At 63.3% G+C, this 17,918-nt stretch carries 14 protein-coding genes; all 14 read left to right on the forward strand.

The features are described 5' to 3' along the window. Positions 1–75 precede the first annotated feature (75 nt). Positions 76–2,145 carry a polyphosphate kinase 1 gene (ppk1, locus tag CEY05_RS27615; RefSeq protein ID WP_088607544.1) on the forward strand — a complete coding sequence of 690 codons (2,070 nt, stop codon included), beginning with the start codon at positions 76–78 and terminating at the stop codon, positions 2,143–2,145. A gap of 222 nt (positions 2,146–2,367) precedes the next feature. Next, a complete protein-coding gene (gene pstS / locus CEY05_RS27620) occupies positions 2,368–3,402 on the forward strand; it encodes a phosphate ABC transporter substrate-binding protein PstS (RefSeq protein ID WP_088600495.1) in 1,035 nt (344 codons plus the stop codon). Positions 3,403–3,544: 142 nt separating this feature from the next. After that, positions 3,545–4,561, forward strand: a complete 1,017-nt coding sequence (gene pstC / locus CEY05_RS27625; RefSeq protein WP_088600496.1) for a phosphate ABC transporter permease subunit PstC — start codon at positions 3,545–3,547, stop codon at positions 4,559–4,561. A 14-nt stretch (positions 4,562–4,575) separates the two neighbouring features. After that, the gene (gene pstA, locus CEY05_RS27630; protein ID WP_088600497.1) at positions 4,576–5,433 is read left to right on the forward strand and encodes a phosphate ABC transporter permease PstA; all 858 of its coding nucleotides are present in this window, start codon (positions 4,576–4,578) and stop codon (positions 5,431–5,433) included. Between the two features lie 56 nt (positions 5,434–5,489). Beyond that, entirely contained in the window at positions 5,490–6,263 is a 774-nt protein-coding gene (gene pstB / locus CEY05_RS27635) for a phosphate ABC transporter ATP-binding protein PstB (RefSeq protein WP_088600498.1), read from the forward strand. 356 nt (positions 6,264–6,619) lie between these two features. Then, positions 6,620–7,621 (forward strand): motility protein A, encoded by a 1,002-nt coding sequence (locus CEY05_RS27640; RefSeq protein ID WP_088600499.1) that lies wholly within the window; start codon positions 6,620–6,622, stop codon positions 7,619–7,621. Positions 7,622–7,644: 23 nt separating this feature from the next. Next, positions 7,645–8,526, forward strand: a complete 882-nt coding sequence (locus CEY05_RS27645; protein ID WP_088600500.1) for an OmpA family protein — start codon at positions 7,645–7,647, stop codon at positions 8,524–8,526. Positions 8,527–8,763: 237 nt separating this feature from the next. After that, positions 8,764–11,019, forward strand: coding sequence for a hypothetical protein (locus tag CEY05_RS27650; protein WP_088600501.1), 2,256 nt, complete (start codon positions 8,764–8,766; stop codon positions 11,017–11,019). A gap of 11 nt (positions 11,020–11,030) precedes the next feature. Beyond that, positions 11,031–11,270, forward strand: coding sequence for a hypothetical protein (locus tag CEY05_RS27655; protein WP_088600502.1), 240 nt, complete (start codon positions 11,031–11,033; stop codon positions 11,268–11,270). 19 nt (positions 11,271–11,289) lie between these two features. Continuing rightward, entirely contained in the window at positions 11,290–13,479 is a 2,190-nt protein-coding gene (locus CEY05_RS27660; protein WP_088600503.1) for a phosphocholine-specific phospholipase C, read from the forward strand. A gap of 61 nt (positions 13,480–13,540) precedes the next feature. Further along, on the forward strand, positions 13,541–14,422 hold the full coding sequence (locus CEY05_RS27665) for a LysR substrate-binding domain-containing protein (RefSeq protein ID WP_088600714.1): 882 nt from the start codon (positions 13,541–13,543) through the stop codon (positions 14,420–14,422). Positions 14,423–14,539: 117 nt separating this feature from the next. After that, positions 14,540–15,508: an OmpA family protein gene (locus CEY05_RS27670; protein WP_088600504.1), complete on the forward strand. Its 969-nt coding sequence runs from the start codon at positions 14,540–14,542 to the stop codon at positions 15,506–15,508. A 154-nt stretch (positions 15,509–15,662) separates the two neighbouring features. Beyond that, a complete protein-coding gene (locus CEY05_RS27675; RefSeq protein WP_088600505.1) occupies positions 15,663–16,979 on the forward strand; it encodes an MFS transporter in 1,317 nt (438 codons plus the stop codon). A 14-nt stretch (positions 16,980–16,993) separates the two neighbouring features. Beyond that, a complete protein-coding gene (locus tag CEY05_RS27680) occupies positions 16,994–17,875 on the forward strand; it encodes a phosphodiesterase (RefSeq protein ID WP_088600715.1) in 882 nt (293 codons plus the stop codon). The last annotated feature ends 43 nt before the right edge of the window (positions 17,876–17,918 follow it).

Below are 17,918 nucleotides of genomic sequence, written 5' to 3' on the forward strand. Positions count from 1 at the left end.
TATTCAGCTCGTCATGGAACTGTCACGAAATTGAAGTAAAACGCCCGGTTGGCATAAAACATTAACGGACTCTGCATGACTCAGAAAGCGGTTGAGCCTTGGTTCCTGAATCGCGAACTGTCGCTGCTCAAATTCAATGAACGTGTTCTGGCGATGGCGGAGAACCCCGCCACGCCCCTGCTGGAGCGCCTGCGCTACGTCTGTATCGTCAGCTCCAACCTGGACGAGTTCTTCGAAATCCGCATCTCCAGCCTGAAAGCGCAGCAGTTGCAAACGCCCAACCTGGTCGGCAGCGACGGCCTGACACCAGGCGAGGCCTATGCCCAGGTGCAGCAAGCCACCCATGCCCTGGTGGCGCGCCAATACGACCTGCTGAACGACGAGATCCTGCCCTGCATGGAGCGCGAGGGAATCACGCTGCATCATGCCTCGGAATGGAACGAAGCGCAGCAACAATGGGCGCATGCCACGTTCAACCGCGATGTGATGCCCCTGCTGACGCCGATCGGCCTGGACCCGGCGCATCCGTTTCCGCGTGTATACAACAAGAGCCTGAACTTCATCGTGCCGCTGTCGGGCACCGACGCGTTCGGGCGCAAGGCGTCCATCGCCATCGTGCAGGCGCCGCGCGCCTTGCCGCGCCTGATCCGCATGCCCAGCGAGCTGTCGGGCCACCCGGACAGCTATGTGCTGCTGACGTCGCTGATGCGCGCCTTTGTCGGCGAGCTGTTCCCCGGCATGACGATGGCGGGCTGCTATCAGTGGCGAGTGACCCGCAATAGCGACCTGTACGTCGACGAAGAAGAAGTGACCAATCTGCGGCTGGCCTTGCAAGGCGAGCTGTCGCAACGCAATTTCGGCCTGGCCGTGCGCCTGGAAATCGACAAGTTGACGCCGCCGGACCTGGAAGCGTTCCTGCAGCGGGAGTTTTCGCTCGGGGAGTCGGACACCTACCGCGTCAACGGGCCGGTGAACCTGTCGCGCCTGATGCAGTTGTGCAATGTCGCTGACCGGCCGTCACTGCTGTTCCCGACCTATCGCGCGCCCGTGCAGGCGCCGTTCGACCGCACCCTGGACCCGGGCGAGCTGTTCGACGCCATCGCGGCGCGCGATCACCTGCTGCACCATCCCTACCAGTCCTTCCAGCCCGTCATCGACTTCCTCACCGCCGCCGCGGTGGATCCGGAAGTGATGGCCATCAAGCAGACCATCTACCGTACCGGCGAGGACTCCGAGCTGATGCAGATTCTGCTGGCGGCGGCACGGGCCGGCAAGGAAGTGACGGTGGTGGTGGAGCTGATGGCGCGCTTCGACGAGCAGACCAACATCAACTGGGCGGCCAAGCTGGAAGAGGTGGGCGCGCACGTCGTGTACGGCGTGGTGGGGCACAAGACACACGCCAAGATGGCGTTGGTCCTGCGGCGCGAGAAAGGGCGCCTGCGCCGCTACGCCCACTTGGGCACCGGCAACTATCATCCGCGCACGGCCCGGCTGTACACCGATTTCGGCCTGTTGACCGCCGATCCGGCCTTGTGCGAAGACATGGACAAGGTGTTTTCGCAGCTGACCGGGCTGGGGGCGCGGCGCAGCCTGAAGGCTTTGCTGCAATCGCCCTTCACCATGCACGACGGCATGGTGGCCTTGATCCGCGCCGAGGCGCAGGCCGCGCGTGAAGGCAAGAAGGCGCGCATCATGGCCAAGATGAATTCGCTGCTGGAAGCCGGCGTGATCCAGGAGCTCTACGAGGCCAGCCAGGCCGGCGTGAAGATCGACCTGATCATACGGGGTGTTTGCGCCCTGCGCGCGGGCGTGCCGGGGCTGTCGGAGAACATCCGGGTGCGTTCCATCATCGGGCGGTTCCTGGAGCATTCGCGGGTTTTCTATTTCTTTGCCGGCGGCAAGGAAACGGTCTACCTGTCTTCCGCCGACTGGATGGACCGCAATTTCTTCCGCCGCGTGGAGATCGCCTTCCCCATCAATGACAAGCTGTTGAAGAAGCGGGTGATCGACGAGGCGTTTACCTTTGCCCTGCGCGACAACCAGCTGGCCTGGCAGCAGCAGCCCGACGGTAACTTCACGCGGGTGCGCAGCAGGGGAGCGCCGTTTTCGTTGCACCAGCACCTGATCGATCGCCTGGGCGTCTGACCTGCATTAAGTCGGCAGTCAGGCGGGATGGTAAGAACTGTTGCGTTTTGTTGCTATGTGCGCGCATCGTCGGGGAAGGAGCGTGTCCCCGTCACTTTTTGACCAGTATATGACTGTCACTATCGTGTCATATAGCCTCCGTAAGATTCGTTCCCGTGACTCAAGACGGCCTGGTTCGGGCGTCTGCCGCACTTCACCAACAAGCACGAGAAGGAATCCACGATGCGTGTCTTCAAACAGATTTCCGTTGGCTTCGCCCTGAGCGCCGCCGTTTTCGCCGTTCAAGCTGCCGATGTGACTGGCGCCGGTGCGTCGTTCCCCTATCCCGTCTACGCCAAGTGGGCCTCGGAATACAAGGCTGCCACGAACAATGCCGTGAACTATCAGTCGATCGGTTCGGGCGGCGGCCAGCAACAGATCATCGCCAAGACCGTCGACTTCGGCGCTTCGGATGATCCGATGAAGGGCGAGGACCTGGAAAAGAACGGCCTGCTGCAATTCCCCGCCGTCATCGGCGGCACGGTGCCGGTCGTCAACATCAGCGGCGTGGCCCCCGGCCAACTGAAGCTGTCGGGTGAAGTCCTGGCCGACATCTTCCAAGGCAAGATCAAGAAGTGGGACGACGCCAAGATCAAGGCGCTGAACGCCGACGTCAAGCTGCCCTCGGCCGACATCATCGTTGTCTACCGTTCGGACGGCTCGGGCACCACCTTTGGCTGGACCAACTACCTGTCGAAGGTTTCGGCTTCCTGGAAGGCCGACATCGGCGAAGGCAAGTCGGTCAAGTGGCCCACCGGTCAAGGCGGCAAGGGTAACGAAGGCGTCGCCGCCTACGTCGGCCAGCTGAAGAACTCGATCGGCTACGTCGAATACGCCTACGCCAAGCAGAACAAGCTGGCCTGGACCCAACTGCAGAACAAGGACGGCAAGTTCGTCCAGCCCGAGCAGAAGGCCTTCGCCGCTGCTGCCGCCAACGCCGACTGGAAGAGCGCGCCTGGCATGGGCGTGGTGCTGACCAACGAACCGGGCGCCACCTCGTGGCCCGTGACGTCGGCCACCTTCATCCTGATCCACAAGGTCCAGGACAAGCCGGCTCAAGGCAAGGCCGTCCTGGCCTTCTTCGACTGGGCCTTCAAGGGCGGCCAGAAGTCGGCTGAAGCCCTGGACTACGTGCCCCTGCCCGACGCTGTGACCAGCGAAATCCGCGCCTCCTGGAAGGACATCAAGGGCGCCGACGGCAAGGCTGTATGGCAGTAAATCCGTGGGCTGAGCGGATTCCGGGGTAAGGCTTCCCGGGATCCGGCCACAGATCCAGCAGCTTGAGAGGGCTTCGCCCTCTCGGACCACGGGCTCGGGCCACTTCGTCCGAGCCCGCTCTTTAAGCAAGGAAAGCCCATCCATGAGCGCGGTAATGGATAATAATGTGCCAGTTTCGTCCGCAGAGCCGGGTCTGACGGCCCAAGGCACACCTTCCCCCATGAAGCAAAATTCAAACGCGCTGATGGATGCGCTATTCCGCAATCTCACGCGCCTGTTCGCCTTCCTGGTTTTCAGCCTGTTGGCGGCGGTGCTCATCTCGCTCATCTACGGTAGCCGGGAATCGATAGCCAAATGGGGCCTGTCGTTCCTGTGGACCAATGACTGGGATCCCAACAAGCAGATCTTCGGCGCCGTGGTGCCCATCCTGGGCACCCTGGCCACGTCGGCGATCGCGCTGATCATCGCGGTGCCCGTGTCCTTCGGCATCGCCATTTTCCTGACCGAACTGTCGCCGCGCTGGCTGCGTCGCCCGCTGGGCACCGCGGTGGAAATGCTGGCGGCCATTCCGTCCATCATCTACGGCATGTGGGGCCTGTTCGTCTTCGTGCCGGTGTTCCAGGAATATGTACAGCCCGGCCTCATCGAAGTCCTGGGCAGCTTGCCGCTGATCGGCAGCTGGTTCGCCGGCCCGCCCTTCGGTATCGGTATCTTCACCGCCGGCCTCATCCTGTCCATCATGATCACGCCCTTCATCACCGCGGTGATGCGCGACGTGTTCGAGCTGGTGCCCCCGATGCTCAAGGAATCGGCCTACGGCCTGGGCAGCACCACCTGGGAAGTGATGTGGAAAGTGGTGTTGCCCTTCACCAAGAACGGTGTGATCGGTGGCGTCATGCTGGGCCTGGGCCGCGCCCTGGGCGAGACCATGGCGGTGACGTTCGTGATCGGTAACGCTTTCCGCTGGACCGGATCGCTGTTCTCGCCGGGCAACTCCATCGCTTCGTCGCTGGCCAACGAGTTCAACGAGGCGGCCGGTTTGCAGAAGTCCGCCTTGCTGGAACTGGGCCTGGTGCTGTTCATCATCACCACCATCGTGCTGGCGCTGTCCAAAATGCTGCTGCTGCGCCTGTCGCAGAGCGAAGGCAAGAAGAGCTGAGGAATAGAAAAGCCATGGCCACCTCCGTACTCAATATGCAGAACTCGGTCTACCGCCGCCGTAACGTGGTGAACAAGGTCATGCTGACCTTGTCCATGGCGGCGCTGGGATTCGGCCTGTTCTGGTTGTTCTGGATCATCATCACCCTGCTCACCAAGGGTGGCGGTGCCTTGTCCTACACGCTGTTCACTGAAATCACGCCGCCGCCGGGACAGGCGGGCGGACTGATGAACGCCATCTTCGGCAGCTTGATGATGGTGGGTGCCGGCACGCTGATCGGTACGCCGGTCGGTATCCTGGCGGGCACGTACCTGGCCGAATACGGCCAGCGCGGCTGGCTGGCGCCGGCCACGCGCTTCCTCAACGACGTGCTGCTGTCGGCCCCGTCCATCATCATCGGCCTGTTCATCTATGCCGTGTACGTGGCGCAGGTAGGCCATTACTCCGGTTGGGCCGGCGCCATCGCGCTGGCCATCCTGGTGGTGCCGGTGGTCGTGCGTACGACCGACAACATGCTGCTGCTGGTGCCCAACGGCCTGCGCGAGGCAACCGCCGCGCTGGGCTGCCCCAAGTGGCGCATGGTCACCATGATCTGCTACCGCGCCGCTCGCTCGGGCATCATGACCGGCGTGCTGCTGGCCATCGCCCGTATCTCCGGTGAAACCGCGCCGCTGCTGTTCACGGCGCTGTCCAACCAGTTCATGTCGATGAATATGAACGCGCCGATGTCCAACCTGCCGGTGGTGATCTATCAATACGCCGCCAGCCCGTTCAAGGAATGGAACAACCTGGCCTGGGCCGGGGCGACGCTGATCACGTTGGTGGTGCTGGCCATCAACATCATCGCCCGCAACATGTTCCGCAAGCACTGAACCGCGCGTATTGAACTCATACTGCCGCGCCCGATGCGCGGCATTCGGGAAACGAAATGGAAAAGAACGCTACCCTGGCCTCGAAGATCGAGGTGAAGAACCTGAACTTCTACTACGGCAAGTTCCATGCGATCCGCAATGTGAACATGTCGATCCGCGAGAAGAAGGTCACCGCCTTCATCGGCCCGTCGGGCTGCGGCAAGTCGACGCTGCTGCGCACGTTCAACCGCATGTTCGAGTTGTATCCGGGCCAGCGCGCTGAAGGCGAAATCATGATCGACGGTGAGAACCTGCTGACCACCAAGACGGATATCTCGCTGATCCGCGCCAAGGTGGGCATGGTGTTCCAGAAGCCGACGCCGTTCCCGATGAGCATCTATGACAACATCGCCTTCGGCGTGCGTCTGTTCGAAAAGCTCAGCAAGGGCGAGATGGACGAGCGCGTGGAATGGGCGCTGTCCAAGGCGGCGCTGTGGAACGAAGTGAAGGACAAGATCCACCAGAGCGGCAGCAGCCTGTCGGGCGGGCAGCAACAGCGTCTGTGCATCGCGCGCGGCGTGGCGATCAAGCCGGAAGTGCTGCTGCTGGACGAGCCCTGCTCGGCGCTGGATCCCATCTCCACCGCCAAGGTGGAAGAGCTGATCGCCGAACTGAAGAACGACTACACCGTGGTCATCGTGACGCACAATATGCAGCAGGCGGCGCGTTGCTCGGACTTCACCGCTTATATGTACCTGGGCGAACTGATGGAATTCGGTGAAACCGACCAGATCTTCGTCAAGCCCAAGCGCAAGGAAACGGAAGACTACATTACCGGCCGCTTCGGTTGAGGATGTGACGGGGCGTCCCGGACTGGCGTCCCGGGCAGGCAAGAGAACGGCGCGTATATCGCGCCGTTTTTTTTCGCCTGCGTTTCATGTGCGTGCGCGGGGCGCGCTGGCCGGCCGACCACCACTGCGCCGGCCGCAGGTTGATAATGGGGACGCGTTAATTCGGCCAAACTATGAGTTAACGGCCACGATTTCGCCCAATTAAGGGCTGAAGCCGTTTTGACCGGGGTATTCCGGCCGTTTTTGTAGCCTTTGACTGGCGGGGCGGCTGACTAGAATGGCCGGGTCTCGTGTTCCTCACGGGACCCGGCAGGCCCGGAGGCCTGGTCCGGCCGCCTCTTTAACGGCCCGTATTCATGAATTCCTCGACCCTGATCGGTATTGGCGTCGCCCTGGCGATGCTGGCTGCCGCAATCTTCGGCTCGGCGCCCAGCGCCCTGGCCTTCGTCAACCTGCCCGGCCTGGGCATCGTGCTGGGCGGCACCATCGCCGCCTTGTTCATCGGCTATCCGATGGCTGAAGTCCGTCGTATTCCCCAGCTGCTGCGCACGGTCTTCCGCAACGAGAAAGTCGACTCGCAGCGCGACATCGACGAGCTGGTGACGCTGGCCCACAGCTGGGCCGGTTCCGACGTCCACAACGTCGAACGCGAACTGCAGAAGGTCACCAATCCGTTTCTGCGCACTGGTGTGCAGCTGATCATCGACAACACCCCGGAAGAGCAGATCGTCGAGCTGCTGCAGTGGCGTATCGCCCGCATGCGGGCGCGTGAGCAGGCCGAGGCCCAGATGTTCCGTACCGTGGCCAGCTTCGCGCCGGCCTTCGGCATGCTGGCCACGCTGATCGGCCTGGTCAACCTGATGACGGTGCTGGGTTCGCAAGGCATGGATGTCATCGGCAAGCAGATGGCGATTGCCCTGATCGCCACGTTCTACGGCATCCTCATCGCCAACCTGATCTGCAAGCCCATCGCCATCAAGCTGGAACGCCGCACCGAGCAGCGCCTGATCCTGATGAATATGGTGCTGCAAGGCATCTCCATGATGTGCGAGCGGCGTGGCCCGGCCATGGTGCGCGAGACCTTGAATTCCTTCATGGAACATGTGGAAGACGAGATCCGTGAACAGCCCGCTGGCCGCGCTTCGTCCAACCGTACCGACAAGCGCGCTGCCGCTGCCGCGAGCGGTTCCAGCCGCACGGCGCCTTCCGTGGCGCCGACCTCGGCCCGTGCCTCCGCGCCGGTGGCGGGTGGCGTGGGCTCGGTCGCTAGCGCTGCGCGTGGCAATCCGGAGGCGCGTGCCGCCGCCGCCGCCACCTTCGAGGCCGCGCTGCGTAACCGCGCCTCGTCGCGGTCCTGATCTCCAGCGTATTCGTCAGTTCCATGGCTACTACCCAATCCCGCGCGTCCTGGATCGACATTGCCGCCCGCAACAAGGCGGCGGTCGAACGCCAGCAGCGCGAGCGGACCAAGAGCGTGCGGCGCAATCGCTATGAGCGGTGGCACGTGCAGGAAACGCTGGATCGCGAGCCGGACAACTGGCTGATGACGTATCTGGACCTCATCACGCTGCTGTTGGCCCTGTTCGTGGTGATGCTGGCGCTGACGCGCCTGGGACCGGGCATGGCCGCCCATCCACCCCAGGTGGCCAACGGCGTCAGCCTGGCCAAGATGCCGGCCCGGGCGGTGGAGGATTGGGAGAAGAACATGCCGGTGATCCCGGCCGTATGGGCGACGCAGCCCGATCCCGTGCCTGCCGTGCCGCCCGCGACCGCGCCCACCGATCCGCTGGAACCGGCCAAGGCCGCGCCGGTGAAGATGCCGACCGCGGAAGAACTGGGACTGAAGGACCTGGGCAAGTCGGTGAACGTCACCATCAATCGCCAGTCGGTCAGTTTCCGTATCAGCAATGAGTTGCTGTTCACGTCGGGACAGGCAACCTTGAGTCCCGAGGGCATTCCCTTGATCAAGAAGCTGGCCGAGGTCATCAACCACAGCAAGTATCCGCTGTCGGTGGAAGGGCATAGCGACAACGTGCCCATACTGACGCGGCAATTCGCGTCGAACTGGGACCTGTCGACCAGCCGGGCTACGTCGGTGCTGCGCGAGCTGGTGCGCGACGGCGTCGATCCCATGCGCCTGCGTGCCATCGGGTATGCGGACACCATGCCCCTGGAAGCCAACGACACCGCGGCCGGCCGCGCGGCGAACCGCCGGGTGGAGTTGATCATGCGCATCGATCCGAAGGCACCGACGGAGCAGTAGGCGCGACGAGGGCCGCGCTCGAGGATGCGGGGCTTGCTGCCAGGGCTCGCGCAGAGACTTGCAAGAATGGGTCTTCCGAAAGGAAGGCCCTTTTTTATTGCCGCTGTTTGCGGCCGATTGCATCTGACGAAAAAACCGACGGAGGCGACTGAAAACTCCGGGGCTTTCGTCATTGGGGTGTCCCTGTCGATCTTTAAAGTCGCTGAACACTCTCCACTCGGACTGACAGACGGCCGTATGAAACCCCTCATCCAAGCACTGCAAGAAAAATACCAGGCCCGTAGCGGGCGATCGGGACGCACGGTTGCCCTTTGCCTGTCCCTGTCCCTTTCCCTGGCCGTGGCGACCGCGCTGGGCGGCTGCTCCGATGGTTCGGATTCGTCGGACGCCGACGATGCCGTGACTGCGCCGAATACACCCCCGACGGACAGCGGCCCCGCCACCGATACGCCCGCGGCCGGCGCCAGCCGGGCGCTGATCGTCGGCCTGGACGGCGTTACCTATAACGCGATACAGGCAGGGCTGGCCAATGGCACGCTGCCCAACTTCGCCAAGCTGAAGGTGTCCGTGGCCTATAGCGGCGGCATGCCCGGCGGGCAGACGCAACAGGCCAATCTGCATACCCCTGGCTGGGCGACGCTGCTTTCCGGCAACTGGGCCAACCTGCACCAGGTCACGTCCGATGCCAGCGGTCTGGCCATCCAGGGCGGCAGTGTGTTCGAAGTCCTCAAGGCCAAGGGCACAGGGTTGAATGGGGCTGCCGTGGCGTCCCCCAACATCGCCAGCCTGCTGGCCAGCCAGCACGACAGCAGCGCGCTCGATACGCTGCATGACTGTTCCAACACCGCCGCTGCCGACGACTGCGTGACCGAGCAGACCCTGGGGCTGATCGACGGCGCCTACACCACGGTCGTGGCGCAGTATCACGCCGCCACGGATGTGGCGCTGGGCTATGGCACCGGCTCGTCGTCCTACGCGAACGCGGTCAGGAAACTGGACGCGGCGCTGGGCAAGCTGCTGGCTGAAACCGCGAAAAACCCCAAGGACAAATGGCTGGTGGTGTTGACGTCGGCCTACGGGCTCGGCGTCACGGGCAGCGCCGACGGGTTGCCTCTGCTGGCTGAATCCACCACCTTCGTCGCGCTGAACCAGGGCTTGAACAATGCCGCCGGTGTCAACGCCGTCCCCCCGGCCACGCTCAGCGCCTTGTACGCCTATCCCAGCATTGCCGATGTCACGCCTACCGTGCTGGCGTATTTCAACGCCACCCCTGCAGCGGCTGCCTACACCATGTATGGCAGCCAGTTGATCGGCGACCTGGCCGTGTCGCAGTTGAACGTGGCCCTGAGCACCAGCAATTTCAACCAGCCCACCGCCAATGCCACCGTGAGCTGGACTGCCCCGGAAACCGGCGCCATCAACGTGCTGCGCGACGGCGAGGTCATCGCCACCTTGCCCGCGGGCACGGCACGCTACGTCGACGACGGGTTGCGTGATCACATCACCAGCCTGTATCCCCAGGGCGGGACACACACGGCGGATTATGTGGTGCAAGCTGGCGCTGGGGGCGGCTTGCGTGCCATCCGATCGGCGCCGCTGTCGTACGCCCCGATCATGCCGTCGGTGAGCAATGGCCTGTTCGTCTACTACCCCATGAACAACACGTTGCCGCCCGTGGATGCCAAGGGCAATTCCACCTTGGGCCCCTTCGCCAGCGATCTCGACCCGGCAACCGGCGTCGTCGTCGATGGCCCGTTCGGCGCCAGCAGCCACGGTGTGCAGGTAAACCTGAAGTACACCAACGCCAGCAACCAGGAAGGTTACGCACTGACCTTCAATGGGCAGGCGCTGGATCCCACCAACGCCACGGCACCGGTGTTTTCGGTGGGCTTCTGGACCCGGATTCCCCGCGATTCCTGCATCGTCGGCGGCGACTATCCGCTGGTGGGCAACAAGAACTTCAAGTCGGGCGCCAACCCGGGCTTCGCCATGGCGATCTATGGCGTTGCCGCCGGTACCGGCTGCACGTTGCGCGTGAACTTCGGCGACAACACCAATCGAGCCGACTCTTCCGCCGCCGTATCCAATAATCAGTGGGTCTATGCGGCCGTGACCTTCGACGGCGTGGGCAAGACCGCCAACTGGTATGTCTATGACCCGATACTGGGTTTGCGCACCGGCTCCTTGAACGGCGCATCGGTGGACATGGCCAAGCTGTACACGGGCACCAACGCCGTTCCCATCACCGGCAAGAACGGTTATGCCTCCTGGGGCCTGGGCACCGACGGCACCGGCCAGTATTACTTCAACCAGACGGACGCCAACCGGCCGAAGTGGAATGTCACCACGGGCGGCACCACCACGGCGACACCTTCGCGCGACTACGATGCCGCGTTCACCGAGCTGGCCTTCTGGAACCGCCTGTTGACCCCCGCTGAAGTGACGTCGATCTATCAGTCGCAGATGCCGCTGTCGACCGTGCTGGCCCACTGAGGAGAGTGGCGATGATGATCCTGCACGCCTTTCTGCCGCGCCGCGCCTGCCTGGCGACGGGCGCGGCTGCCCTGGCACTGTTGCTGGGCGGCTGCTTCGACTCCGGCTCCGATGACGCTGATGATGTAGCTACGGAGGTGCCAGTCGAGGTTCCTATCGTGACGCCACCCTCGGCGCCCGTGACCTCACCTGGCGACGCCTGCGACTGCGCAGTACCCGCCACCGACAAGCAGCGCTCCTGCGCTCCCTGACCCGAATCCGGTATCCACCATGACCAACATCAACCGCCGTGCTTTCCTGCGCGGCACGGCCGGCGCCGCCGCGCTGGCCTCGTTCCCGCTGTCGATCCAGCGCGCGCTGGCCATACCCGCCAACAATGCCACGGGCACCATACGCGACATCGAGCACGTGATCATCCTGATGCAGGAGAACCGTTCCTTCGATCAGTATCACGGCACCCTGCCTGGCGTGCGTGGCTATAGCGACCGCTTCACCATTCCCATGGCGTCAGGCGGTTCGGTGTGGCTGCAACGTGCCGCCAACGGCACCATCATCCAGCCTTACCACCTGGACTACACGCAGGGGCAAGCCCTGAACGGCAGCCTGGCGCACAGCTGGACCGACCAGCAGAATGCCTGGGATCACGGCCGCATGACGGGTTGGCCCGTGGCCAAGGGCAACAAGACGATGGGCTATCTGGAAGACGTCGAGCATGAAATGCAGTTCCATCGCGCGCTGGCCAATGCCTTCACGATCTGCGACAACTACTACACGTCCTGCTTCACCGGCACCTTCCCCAACCGCCTGTTCCTGTGGAGCGGCACGAATGGCGCCAACGTGTCGGACCACGTGGTGAACTCCAATGCTTCCTGGGGCTATACGGTGACGGGCGGCACGATACAGTCCTCCGCCAATGGCCTGACGTGGACCACCTATCCTGAACGGCTGGAGGCGGCCGGCGTCAGCTGGAAGGTCTACCAGGGCTACAACAACAACAGCAATAACAACCAGCTGGGCGCCTTCGCCAGCTACCGCGCGGCGGTGGAGCGCCTGAATGCGCGGGGCTATCCCGTCAGCACGGCGTTCACGCAGGACCTGGCCGCCCGCGAACCGCTGATCAAGGGCGTGGGCAATACGATGGCCGATCCGGTCAACCTGACCGATTTCGGCGCCGATGTGGCGGCGGGCCGCCTGCCGCAGGTCAGCTGGATCGTCGCGCCAGGGACGTACAGCGAACATCCCGGCATGGGCACGCCGGAGCAGGGCGGGTGGTACATCCAGAAGATATTGAACTACCTGACCGCCAACCCGGAGGTCTGGAGCAAGACGGTACTGATCCTCAACTACGACGAGAACGACGGCTATTTCGATCATGTGCCGCCGCCGGTGCCGCCCTCGCCCGATGGCCATGGCTCCTATGCCGGCAAGTCGACGGTGGACGTGTCGCGCGAATACTTCAGCATGTCGCACTTTCCCTACGACTCGGACCAATCGCTAGGACCGGACGGTCGTCCCTTCGGCGGCGGCGTGCGGCTGCCGACGCTGGTTATTTCGCCGTGGAGCGTGGGCGGTTGGGTCAACTCGCAAGTGTTCGACCACACCTCGACCCTGCGTTTCCTGGAGCAGCGCTTCGGAATCCCCGAACCCAACATCAGCCCCTGGCGGCGCACGGTGTTCGGCGACATGACGAGCTGCTTCAACTTCAAGACGCCCAACGATGCCTTTCCAGCTATCGTCAGCCTGCCAGCCGACAAGACCGCGATCGACGCGCTGAACACCAGCCAGAAGGCTGCCGGTGCCGTGCCGATTCCAGCGGCGGGCAGCGCGCCGCTGCCGGTCCAGGCGCGGATGGCGCGCCCTTCACGGGCGTTGCCCTACGAACTGCACACCAGCGCCAACCTGGATGCCGCCACCGGGCAGGTATGGCTGACCTTCAGCAATACCGGCAGCCAGGGCGCGGTGTTCCATGTGTATAACCAATACGACCTGGACGCCGTTCCCTGCCGCTACACGGTTGAGCCCGGCAAGATGATTTCCGATGTGTGGGAAGCCGATACCTATTTCGTGCCCGCTCCCGGCAAGTACAGGCTGTGGGTGTTGGGGCCCAATGGCTATCATCGCCTGTTCGGCGGGGATGTCGCGCAGGCGCTGGCGGGCGACAACGTCGAGGTGCGGGTGTGCTACGAAGCGCCGCGCAATACGGTGGTGCTGACTATCATGAACGTGGGTACGCGTACCGCCACGGTCACCATCACTGCCAATGCCTATCGCGAGGACGGACCGTGGACCTATACCGTGAGTCCGGGCAAGCAGATCGATGCCTCCTGGAACCTGGACGGATCGAACAGCTGGTACGACTTCACGCTGGACATGGACGGCGGCTATACGCGCCGCTTCGCCGGGCGCCTGGAGACGGGCAAGGATGGCACCAGCGATCCCGCGATGGGCGTGGCGGCGTAGTGGTCATGGCAGGATTCGGTTTGCTGCGATTTTTCAGTTTTCGGGAATGCCGTTCATGAGCATTACGCTGAATCAGATCCGGGCGTTCGTCGCGGTGGTCCAGCACGGCGGACTGACCGCGGCGGCCCGGGCGCTGCACATGCAGCACAGCACCATCAGCTCGCAGATCCAGGCGCTCGAACAGGAGTACGGCGCTGAACTGTTCCAACGGCGCGGCCGCCGCATCGAACTATCCCCGCTCGGATTGGAATTGCTGCCGCTGGCGCGCGGGATGGTGTCCCTTGAGAGCGATATCGGGCGCCTGTTGGGTGACGGGGGCTCATTGCGCAGGGGAACGCTGAAGATCGGCGCGGTGAGCCCCTACCACGTCACGGAGATCATCGAGGCTTACCACGGCATGTATCCAGCCATCGGCCTGTCCGTCATGCAGGGCAACTCCGAGTATGTCCTGGAGAACCTCGACAATTATGTGTGCGACGTCGGTGTGCTGGCCAGCCGGCATGCCGGCAGCCGATATTACATGCGTTCGTACGCGCGCTATCCGGTGATCGCGTTCGTGCATGTGGACCATCCCTTCGCCCGGCGCGCTTCTATCAGCCTGCGGGAACTGGCGCTGGAGCCCATGATCGTGCGCGAGCGCGGGTCGACCACGCGCAAGGCCCTGGAAGACGCGATGCAGGCGCTGGGGCTGGCGCCGCGCATCATGATGGAAATCGGCAGCCGCGAGGCGCTGCGCGAGGCGGTGGCCAGAGGCATGGGCATAGGCACCGTGTCCCAGTCGGAATACGTGCCTGATCCGCGGCTGCGGCCCCTGGATATCGAAGGCAATGAGGTGTCGACGCATATCCACGTCTGCTGCCTGCGCGAGCGGCGTGAAAGCCGGCTGATCGCTTCTTTCTTCGAAGCGGTGGACCACTGCGTGAGCCGGCTGGCTACGTCGTGAGACAACTTAGAGACTTTTGGCACAACTGCGTGAGGGGGCTTGGGCATAATTCCCGCCGGTTCCGTCGGCTGGCTTGGCCGGGCGGGTAAGGGTCTGAATCGACGAGGAGAGGATGCCATGCGGGCAAGGACGAAGATGTGGACGCTGGCCGCGTTGGGCGCGCTGATGCTGGCGGTCGCGCAGCCGGGGCGGGCGGCCGATGACCTGGATGGCTCCAAGGATCACCCCTTGTTGTCGCGCTTTGCCGGCGCCCATATCAATGCCTATAGCGTGCAGGACTACGACGAAGCGCAGATGCCCAACCAGAAGATCGACAGTGACGAGAAGGCGCAGACCTTGTCGCTGGAGGGCAAGGTGACGCGTATCGGCTATCGCATCGAAGGCAACAAGTCGGCGTTGGAGGTGTACCGCAACTACGAGGCGGCCCTGAAGGACGGCGGCTTCGAGACGATCTTCGCATGCAAGAACGACGAGCAGTGCGGCGAGGATTTCCAGCGCTATGTAATCAACAGCGGCAAGGTCCGCCGCGCCGGCCAGGGCGATGCCGTATTCGGCGGCACGTATTACGGCCTGCTGGCGAAGAAGGCCGCACCCGCGGGGGATGTCTATGTGTTCCTGGACATCATGCATGACGATGCCAATCACCTTACGCCTGTGTACCAGCAGGTTGTGGAGACCAAGGCCATGCAGCAGGGCCAGGTGAAGGTACTCGATGCCACGGCCATGCAGAAAGCGCTGGAGCAGTCTGGCAAGGTGGCGATCTATGGCGTCTATTTCGACACGGACAAGGCCGAGATCAAGAGCGAGTCCAAGGAGGCGCTGGACCAGATGGGCAAGCTGCTCAAGGACAACGCGTCGCTCAAGGTCTACGTGGTCGGCCATACCGACAACGAAGGCGCCTTGGCGCATAACAAGACCCTGTCGCAGCAGCGTGCCGACGCGGTGGTCAAGGCGCTGACCAGCCAGTACCACATCGACGCGAAGCGCCTGGAAGCCTATGGCGTGGCCTCGCTGGCGCCGGTGGCCAGCAACGACAACGATCAGGGCCGGGCGAAGAACCGGCGGGTGGAGTTGGTGAAGGAGTGATGCAGTACACCGCTGCATGAGTCCGCTCGATGCGCGTGATGGGCCAGCGCAATTTCTCACGTTTTGATACTGCACCATCGTCTGTGACAAGTCACATTTCTTACTTGGAAGGTCGGCACGGCAACGGTCGTCGCGATCCAGGGAGGAGATGGAAATGAGTTTCGAAGGTTTTGACAGTCCGGAAGTGAAACGATTTCAGCGCAAGGTGACGCTGCTTTCCGCGGGAGGTACCTTTCTCGATGGTTTCGACCTGACCATCATCGCGGTAGCGTTGCCCATGCTGATCAAGCAATGGGGGCTGGCCGGAGGGATGCAGAGCCTGCTGGTGTCCTCCGCCATCATCGGGTCCTTCATCGGCGCCGCATGGTTGGGGCGGCTGACCGATCGTTTCGGTCGCAAAGCCATGTACGTGGTCGATCTGCTGGCCTTCGTTGTTTTCGCGATAGCCACTGCGGGTGCGCAGAACGCTTGGCAACTGATTGCTTTCCGCTTTCTGCTGGGCGTGGGTATCGGCGCCGACTATCCAATTTCGGCGACGCTGGTAGCTGAGTTCAGTTCCCGCCATCATCGAGGACGACATGGCACCTTTCTGGCCGCAATGTGGTTCGTTGGAGCGTTCGCCGCCTATCTCGTCGGCCTGGCCTGCCTGCCGCTCGGAGACAATGCGTGGCGCGTGATGTTCCTGGTCGGTGCCGTGTTCGCGCTGGTCGTGTTCTTCTTCCGCATCACGCTGCCCGAGTCGCCGCGCTGGCTGATGTCGCGCGGGCGGGTCGATGAGGCGCGGGCCATCATGCGCCAGGTCACGGGACAGGACGTGGAAATGACCGCTACGCAGGCCAAGCCCGTGAGTCTGGGTGAATTGTTCACGCCCAGGTTGAAGCGCCGCACCCTCTTCGTGTTCGGCTTCTGGTTTTGCTATGCCACGGCGTATTACGGTATCGCGATGTATACACCGACACTTATCTCGCCCTTTGCCAAGGGCTCGCATGCGGCGACGCTGGTGGGTTCCGGGGTGGTCGCCCTGCTGGGGCTGATCGGTTCCTTCGTCGGCATGCAACTGGTCGATCATTGGGGGCGTCGTCCACTGTTGATCACGTCTTTCACCGGGCTGACCGCTGCGCTGGTGGTGCTGGCATTGAACGCCCACCCCGGGTTCGTGTTCCTGGTCGTGCTGTTCAGCTGCGCGGTGCTATTCGCCAACGCTGGGGGAGGCATCCTGAACTTCGTCTATCCGACTGAACTGTTTCCCACGGATATACGCGCGGGCGCGACGGGGCTGGCGACGGCGGTCAGCCGGATCGGCTCCATCCTGGGCGTGCTGGTGTTTCCCAATTTCATCGCGTGGTGGGGCAATGCTGCAGCATTATGGTTCTTCGCGCTGATCGGTTTTCTTGGCCTTACCGTCACTGTGCTGCTGGCGCCCGAGACGCGCGGCGTGAAGCTTGAAGACATCGAGGCGGGGAGGCTTTGAACATGTCGGGCGATATGGAGAAAGATTTCGCGGTGACGGCCGCGTATGCGCGTGCCGATGCCAATCCTGCGCCGTCGGCGATATTCGTGCAGATCACGGATCCCCATATTCGTGAGCCCGGTCGTCTTGCCTATGGACGCCTGGACACCGCGCCTTATCTGCGCGCCGCGGTCGCGGCGATCGGCTCGTTGCCGCAGGCGCCGCAAGCCGTGGTGATTACCGGGGACCTCAGCGATTTCGGGCGTGCCGAAGAATACGCGCATCTTGCTTCGTTGATCGCGCCGTTGGCGATGCCGGTCTATCTCCTGCCCGGCAATCACGATACGCGCACGGGCTTGCGTGCGGGATTTCCCGGTCATGCCTATCTGGGCACGGACGGGCCGGTCCATTATGCGGTCGATATTGGCGCGTTGCGCCTGCTCGCGCTGGACACCAGCGTGCCGGGCAAGAGCCATGGCGAACTGGACGAAGCGCAACTGCGATGGCTTGATACTGAACTGATGCGCTGCGCGGGGCGGCCTGCCGTCATCGCCATGCATCATCCTCCCTTCGCGACCCTGATCGGGCACATGGACAAGATCGGCCTGCTCGCGGGCGCGGCCGAACTAGAGCGCATCGTCGCGCGCCACGCCCACGTCGAACGCATCATCTGCGGCCATGTCCATCGGCCTATCGAAAGGCGCTTCGGCGGGACGGTGGCCAGCGTGTGCCCGTCACCGGCACACCAGGTCTGCCTGGATCTGCAGCCCGACGCGGTTTCGGCGTGGATCCTGGAGCCACCGGCTTTTCGCGTTCACGCCCTCGATCCTGATGGACATCTCGTGAGCCACCTTGCGCCCATCGGCCGTTTCGACGGCCCTCATCCATTTCATGAGAACGGCAAACTGATCGATTGAGGGCGAGACGAATTTGTCCCGTTCGGGCCGAGGCGGCTTGGCG

The sequence above is a fragment of the Achromobacter sp. HZ34 genome (genome assembly GCF_002209485.1).
In the GTDB taxonomy this organism is placed as follows: Bacteria; Pseudomonadota; Gammaproteobacteria; order Burkholderiales; family Burkholderiaceae_B; genus Bordetella_C.

What these genes read in the sequence shown, in the direction of transcription:
- ppk1 (WP_088607544.1), top strand. Translation starts at nt 76, where the DNA reads ATGACTCAGAAAGCGGTTGAGCCTTGGTTCCTGAATCGCGAACTGTCG.
- pstS (WP_088600495.1), top strand. Translation starts at nt 2,368, where the DNA reads ATGCGTGTCTTCAAACAGATTTCCGTTGGCTTCGCCCTGAGCGCCGCC.
- pstC (WP_088600496.1), top strand. Translation starts at nt 3,545, where the DNA reads ATGAGCGCGGTAATGGATAATAATGTGCCAGTTTCGTCCGCAGAGCCG.
- pstA (WP_088600497.1), top strand. Translation starts at nt 4,576, where the DNA reads ATGGCCACCTCCGTACTCAATATGCAGAACTCGGTCTACCGCCGCCGT.
- pstB (WP_088600498.1), top strand. Translation starts at nt 5,490, where the DNA reads ATGGAAAAGAACGCTACCCTGGCCTCGAAGATCGAGGTGAAGAACCTG.
- CEY05_RS27640 (WP_088600499.1), top strand. Translation starts at nt 6,620, where the DNA reads ATGAATTCCTCGACCCTGATCGGTATTGGCGTCGCCCTGGCGATGCTG.
- CEY05_RS27645 (WP_088600500.1), top strand. Translation starts at nt 7,645, where the DNA reads ATGGCTACTACCCAATCCCGCGCGTCCTGGATCGACATTGCCGCCCGC.
- CEY05_RS27650 (WP_088600501.1), top strand. Translation starts at nt 8,764, where the DNA reads ATGAAACCCCTCATCCAAGCACTGCAAGAAAAATACCAGGCCCGTAGC.
- CEY05_RS27655 (WP_088600502.1), top strand. Translation starts at nt 11,031, where the DNA reads ATGATGATCCTGCACGCCTTTCTGCCGCGCCGCGCCTGCCTGGCGACG.
- CEY05_RS27660 (WP_088600503.1), top strand. Translation starts at nt 11,290, where the DNA reads ATGACCAACATCAACCGCCGTGCTTTCCTGCGCGGCACGGCCGGCGCC.
- CEY05_RS27670 (WP_088600504.1), top strand. Translation starts at nt 14,540, where the DNA reads ATGCGGGCAAGGACGAAGATGTGGACGCTGGCCGCGTTGGGCGCGCTG.
- CEY05_RS27675 (WP_088600505.1), top strand. Translation starts at nt 15,663, where the DNA reads ATGAGTTTCGAAGGTTTTGACAGTCCGGAAGTGAAACGATTTCAGCGC.
- CEY05_RS27680 (WP_088600715.1), top strand. Translation starts at nt 16,994, where the DNA reads ATGGAGAAAGATTTCGCGGTGACGGCCGCGTATGCGCGTGCCGATGCC.